Below are 14484 nucleotides of genomic sequence, written 5' to 3'. Positions count from 1 at the left end.
GCTCGACCCGAGGCAGATGCGCCGGCAGCGCGCCGATGTTGCGCTTCGCTTTGCGCCGCTCCGGCCGCGGCGCGTCCGGTTTGTCGTCATTGGCCGGGAGCTGTGAGCCGGCGGTCCGTTCCAGATCAAACGCGATCTGTTCGGCGCAGACGATCGCCGCGCGCTCCGATCGTGCGCCGAAGATCAGGCTCTTCAACGTGGCGATCTCTGCGCGCAGATCATCGTTCTCGCCTTCGAAAGCCAGCACCATCTCGGCAAGAGCCGCAGGGTCAGAGGGGAGATCTTCGGGGCGAAGCGCCATATCGCAGAGCTACACGAACGCACTCGCAATCGCCAGCAAAACAAGACGCTTCAGGCAACCTTCGTCGGCCGCTTCGTCACCTTCGGGACCACACGCGACCACTCCGCAAGACCTTCAATCAGCATCGCCAGTTGCGCCCCCGTCACCGGCATCGTACCCTCGCGAACAGGTGGCCAGGCAAAGCCCCCATTCTCCAGCCACTTCGTCGCTAGAACCATTCCCGAGCCGTCAAAAACCAGTAGCTTCAAACGATCCGATCGCTTCGATCGGAAGACATAAACGTCACCGCTGTAGGGCTTGCCGCCTAATCCCTCCGCTACCAGCGCGACAAGGCCATGAACGCCTTTACGAAAGTCAATCGGCTGCGTCGCGACGAACACACGGACCATTGGACCGAAAGAGATCATCGCGTCGATCTCACCGCCGCCAGCACGCGCTCCAGCGTCGCGGCGTCGACGCCGACGGGCACGCGCACCGTCGCGCCCGCGATCATCACCTCGATCCGCTCGGCCGGATCCGTCAGAACATGCGCCTTATCGATCGCGTTCGGCTGCGCCTCGACGGCGGCCTGGAGCCTGACTTGCACGAACTGCGGCGCTTCGCTCGACGCGAGCCGCGCCTGGCGCCGCCACACACTGAGCAGTCCCCGGTTCACCCCGTTGCGTCGAGCCACCTCGGAAATGCTCGTCTCCGGATCGGCACTCTCGGCCACGATCCGCGCCTTCTCCGCATCGCTCCAACTGCGCCGTCGCCTCTCCCCTGTGATCACCTCGATCCGCTGATAGGAGGCGGCATCATGCCCGTCTTGATGTCTGTCTTGATGCATGGAACGAGCGTCCCTCGCGTTGTCAAATCCACGCGCGAGTAGAGCTGGCCCCGGTTGTTTGGACAGCGCCCCGCTGGATTTAAGTGGATTCCTGCCGGGTTATGCTGAACGCGGGGCTTTACGGTTTTGTCGTTGCGTCGGGAGGGCGTAGCCCGACCAGAGCGACGACAAAACCGTCGGCGACGGCCATGCGGCCATCACCATAGCTTGCGTGCCGAAGTAAGCCTCGTCGGGCGTGCGCCCGTCAAGGCTCGAGTGAGGGCGTCCCTGATTGTAGAAGGCCAGATACTTGGCAATTGACGCTCGCGCCTCGGACACGCTGTCGTAGGCGCGGAGATATACTTCTTCGTATTTGACCGTGCGCCAGAGCCGCTCGACAAACACGTTGTCGCGCCAGGCGCCCTTGCCGTCCATGCTGATGGCGATCTTCGCGTCCAGCAGCACATCGGTGAACTCGAGGCTGGTGAACTGGCTGCCCTGATCCGTGTTGAAAATCTCGGGCCTGCCGTGCTTCGCCAACGCCTCCTGGACCGCTTCGACGCAGAAGGCCGCCTCCATTGTGATCGAGACGCGATGGGCCAGGACCCGTCGGCTGAACACATCGACGACCGCCGCGAGATAGACGAAGCCACGCCGCATCGGAATGTAGGTGATGTCCATTGCCCACGCATGGTCGGGCCGCTCGATCTTCAATCCGCGCAACAGGTACGGGTAGATCTTGTGACCCGGAGCCGGCTTGCTCGTGTTCGGGCGACGATAGACCGCCTCGATCCCCATGCGCTTCATCAGCGTCGCGATGTGGCGGCGACCGGCGTATACGCCCTCCCGCCGCAGCAACGATCGCAGCATACGCGCTCCCGCGAAGGGATAATCGAGATGCAGCTCATCGAGCCGACGCATCAAGGCAAGGTCCTCGGCCGAAACTGGCCGAGGTTCATAGTAGACCGTGCTGCGAGCCAGCTTCAGGACCTTCGCCTGGCGCACGATAGAAAGATCATGATCGCGGTCGATCATCGCTTTGCGCTCAGCAGGCCCGCCTTGGTGAGCGCGCCGGACAAAAAATCGTTTTCCAACGCCAGCTCGCCGATCTTGGCATGTAACGCCTTCAAATCGACCGGCGTCTCGGCCGATGTCTTGTCATGCCCAAACACGCCGGCGGCGCCTTCCAGGAGCTGGTTTTTCCAGATCGTGATCTGGTTCGGATGAACATCAAACAGTTGCGCCAGCTCCGCCAGTGTCTTGTCGCCTTTGACCGCAGCCAAAGCAACCTTCGCCTTGAATGCCGGAGAATGCGTCCGGCGGCTCTTCTTCGTCATCTTCGCTCCTGATTCGCAGCAAGAATCCTCGCCGCTGTCAGGCAGAAAATCCACTCAAGCTACTGTCCGAATTTGCGGGGCCAGCTCTCTATGCCATGTCGTTCGAACGGCTCGGGCAATGGATCAGCAAGCGCGCCAGGTCGCCGACGCTTCGGCATCCGCGGGCGACGTCGCTCTCCATGCTCGATGGCGCGGTGGCCGCGGTCGTCGCCGGGCCGGTCTCGATGGCGTCCGAGGAATGGGTGTGCCCGCTCCTCGGCGTAGATCCCGACGCCTTCAATCACGACACCGAGGAGTTCTCGGCAATCGCCGCCACGCTGATGCGCCACAACGCTATCAGCGAGACGCTGTCGACGAGACCGGAGAGCTTCGAGCCGCTGTTCGTGCGATCACCGGACGGCGAAGTCGACCCGCAGCCCTGGTGCATGGGCTTCTACGCCGTCATGAAGCTTCGGCTTCTCGTCTGGTCGCGGCTTCTCCCCCCGAATGGAACCGAACACCTTATGCTGCGGCCGATCTTGGTCCATTGCATCGACGACGCCGGTCGACCCTTGCTACCCCCGGCCCGGCGCACGCTGGGAACGCAGCCCATCATCCAAAACGCCTGGCGCAACATTCCAGCAACCGTCGAGGCCCTCCGGCAGTTCTGGATGCCTATACGCTTCAAGCGCGGTGCGTAGGCCGTCCGCACCAAGTCCGTGGCTCCGTGGGCCTCTCGTACCGTTTACGAATCTCCAGGCAGCCGCGCGCGAAGTAAAACTCCTCATCGACGATGCAGGTGTCCGCGTCCAACGCGCAGCGGCGGTCACGCTCCACGGCCGGGATGGAATGGAGATACAGCGGCGCTTCGGCCGAATAGCCTGGCATTTCTTCGTGCCACTCATCGCAGCAGGTGCACTGAAGCATGATCCGGAAAGTGCGCAGCGGTTTTCCGAAAAGAGAGCTATGCGGGAAACTGGGTGATGACGGAATGAGATAGGCGGCGTATCGAGGCGGGTGTCGAGCCTGCCAGAACCTCAAGGAGAGCGATACGCCATGAACGAGCATAGCAACATTGTCCCACTGCGTCAGCCCGATGAGATCGACGATCCACTGACGAATATTTTGCGATCTGGAGCTCGGCAGCTGCTTGCGCAGGCTGTCGAGATGGAAGCCGAGGCGTTTCTCGCCGCGATGAAGGGCTTGAAGCTTCCCGATGGCCGCGACCGCCTCGTGCGACACGGCCATGGTCCAGTGCGGACGATCCAGACGGGGATCGGCGCCGTCGAAGTCGCCCGGGTAAAGATTCGCGATCGCGCGGTGACCAGCGATGGCGAGCGGATCCGCTTCACCTCGGCGATCCTGCCGTTGTGGGCACGGCGCACGAAGAGCTTGGATGCACTTTTGCCGGTTCTGTACCTGCGAGGCATCTCGACGGGCGACTTCCAGGAGGCGCTGGCGGCGCTCTTGGGCAAGGATGCGCCGAATCTTTCTCCGGCGGTGGTTTCCAGACTGACGACGGAGTGGCAGCTCGAGTACGAGCGTTGGCAGAAGCGCGATCTGTCGGCGCGCCGGTACGTATACGTGTGGGCGGACGGCGTCTTCCTGCAGGCTCGCATGGAAGACCACAGCGAATGCATGCTGGTGCTGATCGGCGCGACGCCGGAAGGCAAGAAGGAACTCATCGGCTTCCAGGTCGGCGTGCGCGAGAGCACGCAGAGCTGGCACGAACTGCTCGTCGAGGCGAAAACCCGAGGGCTGAAGATCGCCCCGGGTGCACAAAACCGCGAATATCTTGAACAAAGTCGCAGTGTCGGTACAGGCCAGCATGAAGAAGGATCTGCGCGAGGTCTATTTGGCGTCCAACCGAGCTTCGGCCGAAGTGGCGATCGATGTCTTTGCCGAGAAATACGGAGCGAAGTACGACAAGGCGGTCGAGTGCCTGACGAAAGATCGCGATGCAATGCTTGCGTTCTACGAATTCCCCGCCGAGCATTGGGACCACTTGCGGACGACGAATCCCATCGAAAGCGTGTTCGCGACGGTCCGGCACAGAACGGTGCGCACGAAAGGTTCGTTATCGTCAACGACTGCCAAGTTGATGGTGTTCAAGCTGCTCTGCGCCGCATCAAAGACCTGGCGGCGGCTGAAAGGCACAAATCAGTTGCCGAAGGTCAGCGCAGGTGTCAGATTCGAAAACGGCATCGAGGTCATCCAAGTGCCGGAAAACCACGCCGCCTGATCGCCTCGTCACCCAAAATCCCGCATAGCTCCCGAAAAGAGAGCTGGCCCCGCAAATTATTCGAAGCCGGCCGGGTATTCCGATCTGAAGCCGGCCACCCGTGGCGTCGTTCGCATGGGTCAATTTCATGATGTCGTCGAGGGCTGGGAAGGTCAAGAGACCGGTTGATCTTGAGCGGGTTGCTTCTGCTTCCTGAGGCTCTCTCCTTTGAGTTCGATGCGGTAGGCATTGTGGACGAGGCGATCGAGGATCGCGTCGGCGATGGTGGGGTTTCCGATGATTTCGTACCAGCGATCGACGGGCAGCTGGCTGGTGACGATGATCGAACGGGCTTCGTATCGATCCTCGACGATTTCGAGCAAATCACGGCGCTGGTCGGCGTCGAGAGGTTCTGGTCCCCAGTCGTCCAGGATCAGCAGATCAAGTCGTGCGATCGCCCGCAGCATCCTGGTATAGCGTCCGTCGGCGCGTCCCAGTGCGAGAGCGGCGAACAGACGCGGGACGCGATGGTAGGCAACGGCGAAGTCGTCCCGGCAGGCCTTGTGGCCGAGGGCGCAAGCAAGCCAACTCTTGCCGACGCCGCATGGCCCAGTGACGAGGAGATTATGCCTCGCTCGGATCCAGTCGCCGGCGGCGAGTTTTAGAAAGAGCGTGCGGTCGAGCCCGCGGATGGCACGGTAGTCGACATCCTCGACGCAAGCGGCATGACGTAGCTTGGCGGCGCGAGCTCTGCTCTCAAACCGCTTTTGCTGTCGCTGCGTTTTCTCCTGTTCCAGGAGCAGGGCCAGCCATTCGGCATGTTCGAGGCTGCGTGCTTCGGGCTGGGCATCAAGCTCCTTGAAGCCTTTGGCCATGCCGTGGAGACCGAGATTTTGCAGCAGGTCGAGCGTGGGATGGGTCAGCATGCTGGATTTTCCTTTCAATGGAAGTAGCCGGGGCCGCGCAGATTGGGATGGTCGACGACGACGTCATCGGTGGGGCGAGCGCTGCGGTCGAGCTTGTTGGCGATGATCGAGGCGATGCTCTTGTAGGTCAGCGCGCGGACCGCAACCGCGCGGGCCGCGATCAACTCGGCGCGTTCCGGATCGAGATCCTTGAACAGCCGAAGCACACCCAGACAGGTCCGGAATCCTTGTTCGGGATGAGGCCGATTGGCCAGAATGGCGAGGACGAGACCCTCAGTGTTTAGCCCGATCGATCGTCCCCAGCGACGGAACCGCTCGGGAGTCCACTCGGCGTAACGCCGATGCGCGCTGGGCATGTGGTCGGGATCGGTGCCGTGCCGGCGGCCGCCGTAGCGGCGCTGGTGAGCCGCAACACGCGAACCCCGATGGAACAGCTCGATGGTCCGGGTGGTGGCGCGGACGTCGACCTGCTCCCGGATCAGGCCGTGTGGAACTGAGTAGAAGAAGCCGTCGATCTCGACATGATAATCGAGCGAGACGCGGGCCACGCGCCATTCCGCAAACTGATAATCGGCGTCCGGCAACGACGCCAGGACCGACATCTCGACCGTCTCGAACAATTGACGGCGACTGACACCGAGCCGGCGCATGATGTGCGCGTTGATCCGCTCCAGCGCAGCGGCAATGGCTGCGTTCGCCTCGGCCAACGAGAAGAAGGTCTGGCGACGAAGCCGCCCGAGGATATAGGTCTGGGCAAACCGAACCCCGGCCTCCACTTTTGCCTTATCCCGCGGCTTTCTTGGCCGTGCCGGAAGGACGCCAACGCCGTAATGGGACGCCATCATCCCGTAGCTGCGATTGATTTCAGGGTCGTAGAACGAAGCCCGGTGCACGCCGGACTTCAGATTGTCAGGGACGACGAGGCGCGGCACCCCGCCAAACCCCGTGGGTCGGTCAAAATCCCCCGGGTATGGTCACTTGAAACTCCCCCACCTGATGATCGCCGTCAGCGCCGCTGAACAGCAGTAGCCGGTCAGGCAGGACGTTTATGTTCGACCCCTTTAGCCAGCAAGGGGCCGGGGAGTTGAACGTCTTGAAGCGACATCTGCAAAGCACCGTACTTACATTACTTGATCGCAACACCAGCCAGCGCGAGATTCACCGGCTGACGGGTGTCGATCGCAAGACGATCCGGCGTTATCAGGCGCTGCGGGCCGGTGCGGAGGCAAATTCCCCCGGGGAAGTGACCACCGGCTCGGTGAGCGCGGACGGCCAAATTCCTCCACCCCGACCACCGGCTTTTGGGACATCGGAAGCGACGGTCACCAGCAGCCTGGCCCGTTCGGCTTGCGAAGCGCATCGGACGTGGATCGAAGAACAGGTCCGGCTGAAGCGGAACGCGCAGGCGATTTACCAGGACCTGGTTGATCAATTTGGCTTTCCGTCCAGCTACCAGAGTGTCAAGCGGTTTGTGCGCCGGTTGCGGCACGCTGATCCTGAGCAGTTTGATCGTCTTGAGTTCCTCCCCGGCGAGGAAGCTCAGGTCGACTATGGCGAGGGCGCGCCGACGGTTGATCCGAAGAGCGGGCGGTACCGTCGTCCCCGCCTGTTCGTGATGACGCTACGCTACTCGCGGCGCAGCTTCCGGCGGGTAGTCTGGAAGTCCAGCCAACAAGTCTGGGCGCAGCTCCACGAAGAGGCGTTCCGGTATTTTGGCGGGGTCCCCAGCTATGTCGTGCTCGACAACCTGAAGGAAGGCGTCCTCAAGCCGGATTTGTACGAGCCCCAGCTCAACCCGATTTACAGCGCGATGCTGGCTCATTACGCCGTGGTCGCCGATCCCGCGCGCGTGGCCGATCCAAATCGGAAAGGATGCGTCGAGAATGCGATTCAACATACCCAGGGCACTGCGCTGGCCGGACGGCGCTTCGAGACGCTGGAGGCGCAAAACGAGTTCTTGAGGCACTGGGAGGAGAACTGGGCTTCCAAACGCATCCACGGCAGCACGCGCCGTCAGGTCGAGGCGATGTTCCAGGAAGAGAAGCCGCACCTGCGGCCGCTGCCTGTCGCTCCCTTCCGCATCTTCACCGAAGTCGTCCGGACTGTCTGCGACGACACCACCGTACGCGTCGACAACAGCTATTACGCCGCGCGGCCCGCGCCGATCGGCAGCCAGGTCGTCGTGCGCATCTACACCACCACGATCGAGATCCGTGATCGCCACACCCGTGCGCTGCTGCGTGTTCATTCCCGGATGGCGCACCCCGGTTCTGTCGTCCTGCCGACCAGCGAACGGCCGTTCAACCCGTCGCGGCAAACCGCCGTGCTGCTGGCGAGCGCCGAGCGCATCGGACCGCAGACCAGGGCCTTGTGCCAGCAGGTGTTCGACACCGAAGGGCGCCCCGGACAGCGCGCGATGTGGGGCATTGTCGGGCTGGGCCGGAAGTATCCGGCGCGGCTGGTCGAGCAGGCCTGCGCGCACGCCATCGACAACCGCATCTACCGCTACAAGCACGTGCGTGCGACCGTCGAGCGGTTGTTCGAACAGGCGATCGAGCAGGTTGGAGTGACGCCACAGCCGGCATCGCCGCTCACCCAGGATCATCCGCTGATCCGTACCCCCGCGGAATACGGCGACCTCTTCAGCCGCGCTGTGCGGCGCGACGCCGACGACAATGGTCGGCAGGCCGAGGCTCACGACGATCACGCCACGGCAATCCGCGCTCGTGTCGCCTGCGCAACCCCGGCCAACTCCGGCGCCACGAGCGCTCCCGCTGCACCTTCTCACCTTAAACTGGAGACCTAGCCACATGATGACCATGCCGGAAATTGAGCGTTGCCTACGACAGCTGCGCCTGTCGGGTGTCCGCGACACGCTGCAGACGCGCGTGCTCCAGGCGCAGGGCGCCAACCAGCCCTTCCTCGAGACCTTCTCCCTTATCCTGCAGGATGAACTGGACCGTCGTCAGTCCCGTCTTATCGAGCGGCGATACCAGCAATCCGGGCTCGACGAAAAGCTGACGCTCGCCGAGTTCGACTGGTCCTTCAATCCCAAACTGCCACGTCAGACCGAGCTATGGCGGAATCTGGGTGATGACGGTGTGAGGAAGGCGGCGTATCGAGGCGGGTGACGAGCCTGCCAGAACCTCTCGAGGAGAGCGATACGCCATGACCGAGACTACCAATGTTCTTGCTTTCCGTCAGCCGTCCGCGGTTGATGATCCACTGACCGATATCGTTCGTGCCGGCGCGCGGGACCTGCTTGCCAGGGCGATCGAGATCGAGGTTGGCGCGTTTCTGGCCAGCACGGCCAATCTGACGCTGCCCGACGGTCGAGCGCGCCTGGTCCGACATGGGCACGGTCCGGTGCGCGAGATTGCGACCGGCATCGGTCCGGTGGAGGTCGCTCGTCCCAAGGTCCGCGACCGCGGAGCGAGCGGGCCAGGCGACCGCCTCCGCTTCAGTTCGGCAATCCTGCCGCTATGGGCGCGGCGGACGAAGAGCCTGGATGCCTTGATCCCGGTCCTCTATTTGCGCGGCATCTCGACCGGCGACTTCCAGGAGGCGCTCTCGGCGCTGCTCGGCAAGGATGCGCCGAACCTGTCGCCTTCGGTGATCGCCGGCCTGAAGGCCGATTGGCAGGTCGAGTACGAACGCTGGCAGAGACGCGATCTGTCGGCGCGTCGCTATGTCTACATCTGGGCCGATGGCGTGTACCTGCAGGCCCGCATGGAAGATCACAGCGAATGCATGCTGGTGCTGATTGGCACCACGCCGGAAGGCAAGAAGGAGCTGATCGGCTTCCAGGTCGGCGTGCGCGAGAGCGCGCAGAGCTGGCGCGAACTCCTGATCGACCTGCGGCAACGCGGGTTACGGATTGCCCCGCAACTCGCCATCGGCGACGGCGCCCTCGGCTTCTGGAAGGCACTGGACGAGGCCTTTCCCGGCACGCGGCACCAACGATGCTGGTGCCATAAAGTGAGCAACGTACTCGACAAGGTCGCCAAATCCGTGCAGGGCCCCATGAAGAACGACCTGCGGAACATCTATCTGGCCCCACACCGGGCCGAAGCTGAAACCGCGATCGACGTCTTCGTCGAGAAATACCACGTCAAATACGGACGTGCGGTGGAGTGCCTGATCAAGGATCGCCATGCGCTGCTCGCCTTCTTCGACTTCCCTGCTGAGCACTGGATCCACCTACGCAGCTCGAACCCGATCGAGAGCGTCTTCGCCACGGTGCGCCACCGAACGGTGCGGACCAAGGGATCGCTGTCGCAACAAACTGCGAAGCTGATGGTGTTCAAGCTCATCGACGCCGCATCGAAGACCTGGCGGCGATTGAAGAGCACGAACCAGTTGCCGAAAGTCATCGCCGGTGTAAAGTTCATCGACGGAATCGAAGTCATTCCGAACACTGAAAGCCACGCCGCCTGATCAGGCCGCGTCACCCAAAATCAGCCATAGCTCCGTCAGACCTGCTTCCAGCTCCACACCCTGGCGTTCATTGCCGCTGGCGAGAACGCTCTGCTTGTTGGCAAACCTGGCACCGGGAAGTCGCACATCGCCAAGGCGATTGCCTATCAGGCGATCCTGCAAAGCCACAAGGTCCAGTATCTTGAGACCGACGACTTCTTCCACCGCTACGCCCTGAACTCTCCGGCACAACGCGAGGTCCGGCTGCGAACCATCATCGACTGCGATCTCCTCGTGCTGGACGATCTATTCCTCGCACGCGCCATCCCCGACGACGCCGGCACTTTGCTGCAGACCCTGATCCATCAGCGTTACAAACTGCGCCGCAGCGTCATCGTCACCTCCAATCGCGTCGTGCAGGATTGGGGGGCATACCTTGGGGACAACACTATGAGCACGACGATCCTCGATCGCCTTATGCATCATTGCCATCTGCTTGAGTTCGACGGACGCAGCTATCGGCTCAAAGAAGCCGCTGAAGCTCTTGCCCGGGAAACAAACTCAAACTAACAGTCCCTTGTCCTGCCTCGCGGGTGGAGGAATTTGACTGACCACACCCGGAGGAATTTGAAGTGACCCGCGGGGTATCCCGCGGCTTTCTTGGCCGTGCCGGAAGGACGCCAACGCCGTAATGGGACGCCATCATCCCGTAGCTGCGATTGATTTCAGGGTCGTAGAACGAAGCCCGGTGCACGCCGGACTTCAGATTGTCAGGGACGACGAGGCGCGGCACCCCGCCAAAGAACCGGAACATCCGGACATGGGCCTCGATCCAGTCCGGAAGTGTCTGCGTCCAGGTCGCCTCGGCGTAGGTGTAATTCGAGGCGCCAAGCACGGCGACGAAGATCTCCGCATCGCGTACAACCCCGGTTTCGCGATCAACGATCATGATCTTCTTGCCGGAGTAATCGACAAAGACCTTGTCGCCGGCCGGATGGTCCTGCCGCATCGTCGGAGACAGCCGCCGGTCGAATTCTCGGAATAAATCGCAGAACCGGCTGTAGCCATAACCTTCCGGGTGGACCGCCCGGTACTCCTCCCACAGCACCATCAGATTGACGCCAGGCCGCTTCAGCTCACAGGCCAGCGAGGCCCAATCCGGCTCCCGGCGCCGGCGAAAGCCGCGCCTGACGCCGGCATGGGCAAACAGACGTTGTTCAAGAACGGCGTCGGTCAGATCGCCCGCCAAAGGCCACGCCAGCCCGGCAGTCGAGGCACGCTTGAGGTTGTCCTGGATGGTGCTGCGCGCCACGCCGAGCGTGCGCCCAATCTCCCGGGCGCTCACCCCATCACGGGCAAGCCGCAGCATCTGTCGTATCTGTCGCATGGTCAGTTCTCTCTTGGCCGGCATCCGCTTCCCCACGTTGATCAACGCGGGACTTGATGCCTGAGGGACTGATCCAAACGAAAACGCCGACTTCCAAAAACCCGGCCGACTTCAAATCGGAATGCCGGCCGGTTTCATTTCGGAATCGTGGCCGGCTTCAAATCGGAACGATGGCCGGCTTCAAGTCGGAATACCCGGCCGGAATAAATCGGAATCCGCATTCTCCGGCATTCAAGGCGAAGGTTGCTTTGGCTGCGGTCAAAGGCGACAAGACACTGGCGGAGCTGGCGCAACTGTTTGATGTTCATCCGAACCAGATCACGATCTGGAAAAACCAGCTCCTGGAAGGCGCCGCCGGCGTGTTTGGGCATGACAAGACATCGGCCGAGACGCCGGTCGATTTGAAGGCGTTACATGCCAAGATCGGCGAGCTGGCGTTGGAAAACGATTTTTTGTCCGGCGCGCTCACCAAGGCGGGCCTGCTGAGCGCAAAGCGATGATCGACCGCGATCATGATCTTTCTATCGTGCGCCAGGCGAAGGTCCTGAAGCTGGCTCGCAGCACGGTCTACTATGAACCTCGGCCAGTTTCGGCCGAGGACCTTGCCTTGATGCGTCGGCTCGATGAGCTGCATCTCGATTATCCCTTCGCGGGAGCGCGTATGCTGCGATCGTTGCTGCGGCGGGAGGGCGTATACGCCGGTCGCCGCCACATCGCGACGCTGATGAAGCGCATGGGGATCGAGGCGGTCTATCGTCGCCCGAACACGAGCAAGCCGGCTCCGGGTCACAAGATCTACCCGTACCTGTTGCGCGGATTGAAGATCGAGCGGCCCGACCATGCGTGGGCAATGGACATCACCTACATTCCGATGCGGCGTGGCTTCGTCTATCTCGCGGCGGTCGTCGATGTGTTCAGCCGACGGGTCCTGGCCCATCGCGTCTCGATCACAATGGAGGCGGCCTTCTGCGTCGAAGCGGTCCAGGAGGCGTTGGCGAAGCACGGCAGGCCCGAGATTTTCAACACGGATCAGGGCAGCCAGTTCACCAGCCTCGAGTTCGAGCTATGCGGGAAACTGGGTGATGACGGAATGAGATAGGCGGCGTATCGAGGCGGGTGTCGAGCCTGCCAGAACCTCAAGGAGAGCGATACGCCATGAACGAGCATAGCAACATTGTCCCACTGCGTCAGCCCGATGAGATCGACGATCCACTGACGAATATTTTGCGATCTGGAGCTCGGCAGCTGCTTGCGCAGGCTGTCGAGATGGAAGCCGAGGCGTTTCTCGCCGCGATGAAGGGCTTGAAGCTTCCCGATGGCCGCGACCGCCTCGTGCGACACGGCCATGGTCCAGTGCGGACGATCCAGACGGGGATCGGCGCCGTCGAAGTCGCCCGGGTAAAGATTCGCGATCGCGCGGTGACCAGCGATGGCGAGCGGATCCGCTTCACCTCGGCGATCCTGCCGTTGTGGGCACGGCGCACGAAGAGCTTGGATGCACTTTTGCCGGTTCTGTACCTGCGAGGCATCTCGACGGGCGACTTCCAGGAGGCGCTGGCGGCGCTCTTGGGCAAGGATGCGCCGAATCTTTCTCCGGCGGTGGTTTCCAGACTGACGACGGAGTGGCAGCTCGAGTACGAGCGTTGGCAGAAGCGCGATCTGTCGGCGCGCCGGTACGTATACGTGTGGGCGGACGGCGTCTTCCTGCAGGCTCGCATGGAAGACCACAGCGAATGCATGCTGGTGCTGATCGGCGCGACGCCGGAAGGCAAGAAGGAACTCATCGGCTTCCAGGTCGGCGTGCGCGAGAGCACGCAGAGCTGGCACGAACTGCTCGTCGAGGCGAAAACCCGAGGGCTGAAGATCGCCCCGGAAATCGCCGTCGGTGACGGCGCGCTCGGCTTCTGGAAGGCGCTCGACGAGGTCTTTCCCGCCACGCGACATCAGCGGTGCTGGGTGCACAAAACCGCGAATATCTTGAACAAAGTCGCAGTGTCGGTACAGGCCAGCATGAAGAAGGATCTGCGCGAGGTCTATTTGGCGTCCAACCGAGCTTCGGCCGAAGTGGCGATCGATGTCTTTGCCGAGAAATACGGAGCGAAGTACGACAAGGCGGTCGAGTGCCTGACGAAAGATCGCGACGCAATGCTTGCGTTCTACGAATTCCCCGCCGAGCATTGGGACCACTTGCGGACGACGAATCCCATCGAAAGCGTGTTCGCGACGGTCCGGCACAGAACGTTGCGGATTTCACGGATCGTGAGCATCGATTTCGCGCGATCGTGAGCACTGAATTCAGACGATCGTGAGCAGCCCGCTACGGCCGATGGGAGATAGAGTCAGTGTTCTGGTTGGCCGTCAAGGGTGATGGTTTTGGCGCTGCGTTTTCGCATGCTTTCTCCGGTGAGCTGGAGGCGGTGGGCGTTGTGGACGAGGCGATCGAGAATGGCGTCGGCGACCGTGGGGTCCCCAATGGCTCCATGCCAGGTGTCCACGGGGAGCTGACTTGTGACGATGGTGGATGCGCGGCCATGGCGGTCCTCGAGGATTTCGAGCAGATCGCGGCGTTCCGCGGCGGTGAGCACCGATAGTCCCCAATCATCCAAAATCAGAAGCTGAGCGCGGCCGAGGCTTTTGAGGAGCCGGGCGTAGCGTCCGTCTCCGCGCGCGAGCGCGAGCGCCTCGAACAGCCTTGGAACGCGATGATAGAGGACTGATCGGTTGTCGCGGCAGGCCTTGTGGCCGAGCGCGCAGGCTAACCAACTTTTGCCCAGGCCGGTTGCCCCGGTGACGAGCAAATTCTCGTGGCGATCGATCCAGCGACCTTCGACGAGTTTGGCGAAAACGGCGCGGTCGATGCCCCGCGGGGTGCGCAGATCGACGTCCTCGACGCAAGCAGTCTGGCGCAGTGCGGCGATCTTGAGGCGCGTGGTGAGCCGCCTGGTGTCGCGTTCGGCGGCTTCGCGGTCGACCAACAGGCCGATGCGATCTTCGAACGGCAGGGCTTCGAGATCGGGCGATCGGCGCTGCTCCTCGAAGGCCTTGGCCATTCCGGTCAGGCCAAGCTCGATCAGCCGTTCGTGGGTTGGGTGGTTAAGCATGCCGGGTCTCT

General features: G+C 62.4%; 11 protein-coding genes and 6 pseudogenes (1 of these 17 only partly in view). 8 read left to right on the top strand and 9 right to left on the bottom strand.

The genetic code is table 11. The features are described from left to right. The 4 genes and pseudogenes from tnpC to ABIF91_RS12100 all read right to left on the bottom strand — a co-directional run. A protein-coding gene (tnpC, locus tag ABIF91_RS12115; RefSeq protein ID WP_035681142.1) for an IS66 family transposase crosses the window boundary here: on the bottom strand, window positions 1-301 show its start. 1250 nt of this gene lie to the left of the window's left edge; only the first 301 of its 1551 coding nucleotides appear in the window; the start codon lies at window positions 299-301; the stop codon falls past the left edge of the window. A 50-nt stretch (window positions 302-351) separates the two neighbouring features. Further along, complete coding sequence (gene tnpB / locus ABIF91_RS12110; RefSeq protein ID WP_018273742.1) at window positions 352-708, bottom strand: IS66 family insertion sequence element accessory protein TnpB; 357 nt, start codon at window positions 706-708, stop codon at window positions 352-354. Continuing rightward, a complete protein-coding gene (gene tnpA, locus ABIF91_RS12105; protein ID WP_424578819.1) occupies window positions 705-1127 on the bottom strand; it encodes an IS66-like element accessory protein TnpA in 423 nt (140 codons plus the stop codon). Before tnpA ends, tnpB begins: the two co-directional genes overlap by 4 nt. A 207-nt stretch (window positions 1128-1334) precedes the next feature. Beyond that, window positions 1335-2443 (bottom strand): annotated as a pseudogene (locus tag ABIF91_RS12100) (IS3-like element ISRj2 family transposase); the annotation flags it as partial. 95 nt (window positions 2444-2538) lie between these two features. Here ABIF91_RS12100 and ABIF91_RS12095 point away from each other — a divergent pair. Continuing rightward, window positions 2539-3123: a UPF0149 family protein gene (locus tag ABIF91_RS12095; protein ID WP_424579115.1), complete on the top strand. Its 585-nt coding sequence runs from the start codon at window positions 2539-2541 to the stop codon at window positions 3121-3123. Here ABIF91_RS12095 and ABIF91_RS12090 read toward each other — a convergent pair. Beyond that, window positions 3107-3349: a DUF2199 domain-containing protein gene (locus tag ABIF91_RS12090; protein WP_424579361.1), complete on the bottom strand. Its 243-nt coding sequence runs from the start codon at window positions 3347-3349 to the stop codon at window positions 3107-3109. The two genes, ABIF91_RS12095 and ABIF91_RS12090, sit on opposite strands and share 17 nt — an antisense overlap. A gap of 129 nt (window positions 3350-3478) precedes the next feature. Here ABIF91_RS12090 and ABIF91_RS12085 point away from each other — a divergent pair. Beyond that, a pseudogene (locus ABIF91_RS12085) lies at window positions 3479-4664 on the top strand (transposase). Between the two features lie 152 nt (window positions 4665-4816). Here the strand turns inward: ABIF91_RS12085 and istB (ABIF91_RS12080) are convergent. Then, entirely contained in the window at window positions 4817-5569 is a 753-nt protein-coding gene (gene istB / locus ABIF91_RS12080; RefSeq protein ID WP_038943657.1) for an IS21-like element helper ATPase IstB, read from the bottom strand. 14 nt (window positions 5570-5583) lie between these two features. After that, entirely contained in the window at window positions 5584-6501 is a 918-nt protein-coding gene (locus ABIF91_RS12075) for a Mu transposase domain-containing protein (protein ID WP_424579170.1), read from the bottom strand. Window positions 6502-6617: 116 nt separating this feature from the next. Between ABIF91_RS12075 and istA (ABIF91_RS12070) the strand changes: the two genes are divergently transcribed. The 4 genes and pseudogenes from istA (ABIF91_RS12070) to istB (ABIF91_RS12055) form a co-directional block, all read left to right on the top strand. After that, the gene (istA, locus tag ABIF91_RS12070; RefSeq protein ID WP_100214066.1) at window positions 6618-8375 is read left to right on the top strand and encodes an IS21-like element IS1631 family transposase; all 1758 of its coding nucleotides are present in this window, start codon (window positions 6618-6620) and stop codon (window positions 8373-8375) included. A gap of 4 nt (window positions 8376-8379) precedes the next feature. Next, a pseudogene (gene istB / locus ABIF91_RS12065) lies at window positions 8380-8640 on the top strand (IS21-like element IS1631 family helper ATPase IstB); the annotation flags it as partial. A gap of 97 nt (window positions 8641-8737) precedes the next feature. Then, the gene (locus tag ABIF91_RS12060; RefSeq protein WP_038952271.1) at window positions 8738-10006 is read left to right on the top strand and encodes an IS256 family transposase; all 1269 of its coding nucleotides are present in this window, start codon (window positions 8738-8740) and stop codon (window positions 10004-10006) included. A gap of 33 nt (window positions 10007-10039) precedes the next feature. Then, a pseudogene (gene istB / locus ABIF91_RS12055) lies at window positions 10040-10555 on the top strand (IS21-like element IS1631 family helper ATPase IstB); the annotation flags it as partial. Here the strand turns inward: istB (ABIF91_RS12055) and istA (ABIF91_RS12050) are convergent. Further along, window positions 10509-11396, bottom strand: coding sequence for an IS21 family transposase (gene istA / locus ABIF91_RS12050; protein WP_424579169.1), 888 nt, complete (start codon window positions 11394-11396; stop codon window positions 10509-10511). The pseudogene istB (ABIF91_RS12055) and the gene istA (ABIF91_RS12050) overlap by 47 nt on opposite strands. A 146-nt stretch (window positions 11397-11542) precedes the next feature. Here istA (ABIF91_RS12050) and ABIF91_RS12045 point away from each other — a divergent pair. Continuing rightward, window positions 11543-12432: pseudogene (locus ABIF91_RS12045) on the top strand (IS3 family transposase); the annotation flags it as partial. A 95-nt stretch (window positions 12433-12527) separates the two neighbouring features. After that, window positions 12528-13652: pseudogene (locus ABIF91_RS12040) on the top strand (IS256 family transposase); the annotation flags it as partial. Window positions 13653-13711: 59 nt separating this feature from the next. Here the strand turns inward: ABIF91_RS12040 and istB (ABIF91_RS12035) are convergent. After that, window positions 13712-14473, bottom strand: a complete 762-nt coding sequence (istB, locus tag ABIF91_RS12035) for an IS21-like element ISFK1 family helper ATPase IstB (RefSeq protein ID WP_011090937.1) — start codon at window positions 14471-14473, stop codon at window positions 13712-13714. Between the last annotated feature and the right edge of the window lie 11 nt (window positions 14474-14484).

Source organism: Bradyrhizobium sp. USDA 241 (assembly GCF_049739505.1).
Lineage (GTDB): Bacteria > Pseudomonadota > Alphaproteobacteria > Rhizobiales > Xanthobacteraceae > Bradyrhizobium > Bradyrhizobium liaoningense.
This window is presented reverse-complemented; position numbering and strand designations above follow the sequence as displayed.

Excerpts from the sequence above, each read along its gene's own strand:
- tnpB (WP_018273742.1), bottom strand. The coding sequence starts at position 708 with ATGATCTCTTTCGGTCCAATGGTCCGTGTGTTCGTCGCGACGCAGCCG.
- tnpA (WP_424578819.1), bottom strand. The coding sequence starts at position 1,127 with ATGCATCAAGACAGACATCAAGACGGGCATGATGCCGCCTCCTATCAG.
- ABIF91_RS12095 (WP_424579115.1), top strand. The coding sequence starts at position 2,539 with ATGTCGTTCGAACGGCTCGGGCAATGGATCAGCAAGCGCGCCAGGTCG.
- ABIF91_RS12090 (WP_424579361.1), bottom strand. The coding sequence starts at position 3,349 with ATGCTTCAGTGCACCTGCTGCGATGAGTGGCACGAAGAAATGCCAGGC.
- istB (WP_038943657.1), bottom strand. The coding sequence starts at position 5,569 with ATGCTGACCCATCCCACGCTCGACCTGCTGCAAAATCTCGGTCTCCAC.
- istA (WP_100214066.1), top strand. The coding sequence starts at position 6,618 with ATGTTCGACCCCTTTAGCCAGCAAGGGGCCGGGGAGTTGAACGTCTTG.
- ABIF91_RS12060 (WP_038952271.1), top strand. The coding sequence starts at position 8,738 with ATGACCGAGACTACCAATGTTCTTGCTTTCCGTCAGCCGTCCGCGGTT.
- istA (WP_424579169.1), bottom strand. The coding sequence starts at position 11,396 with ATGCCGGCCAAGAGAGAACTGACCATGCGACAGATACGACAGATGCTG.
- istB (WP_011090937.1), bottom strand. The coding sequence starts at position 14,473 with ATGCTTAACCACCCAACCCACGAACGGCTGATCGAGCTTGGCCTGACC.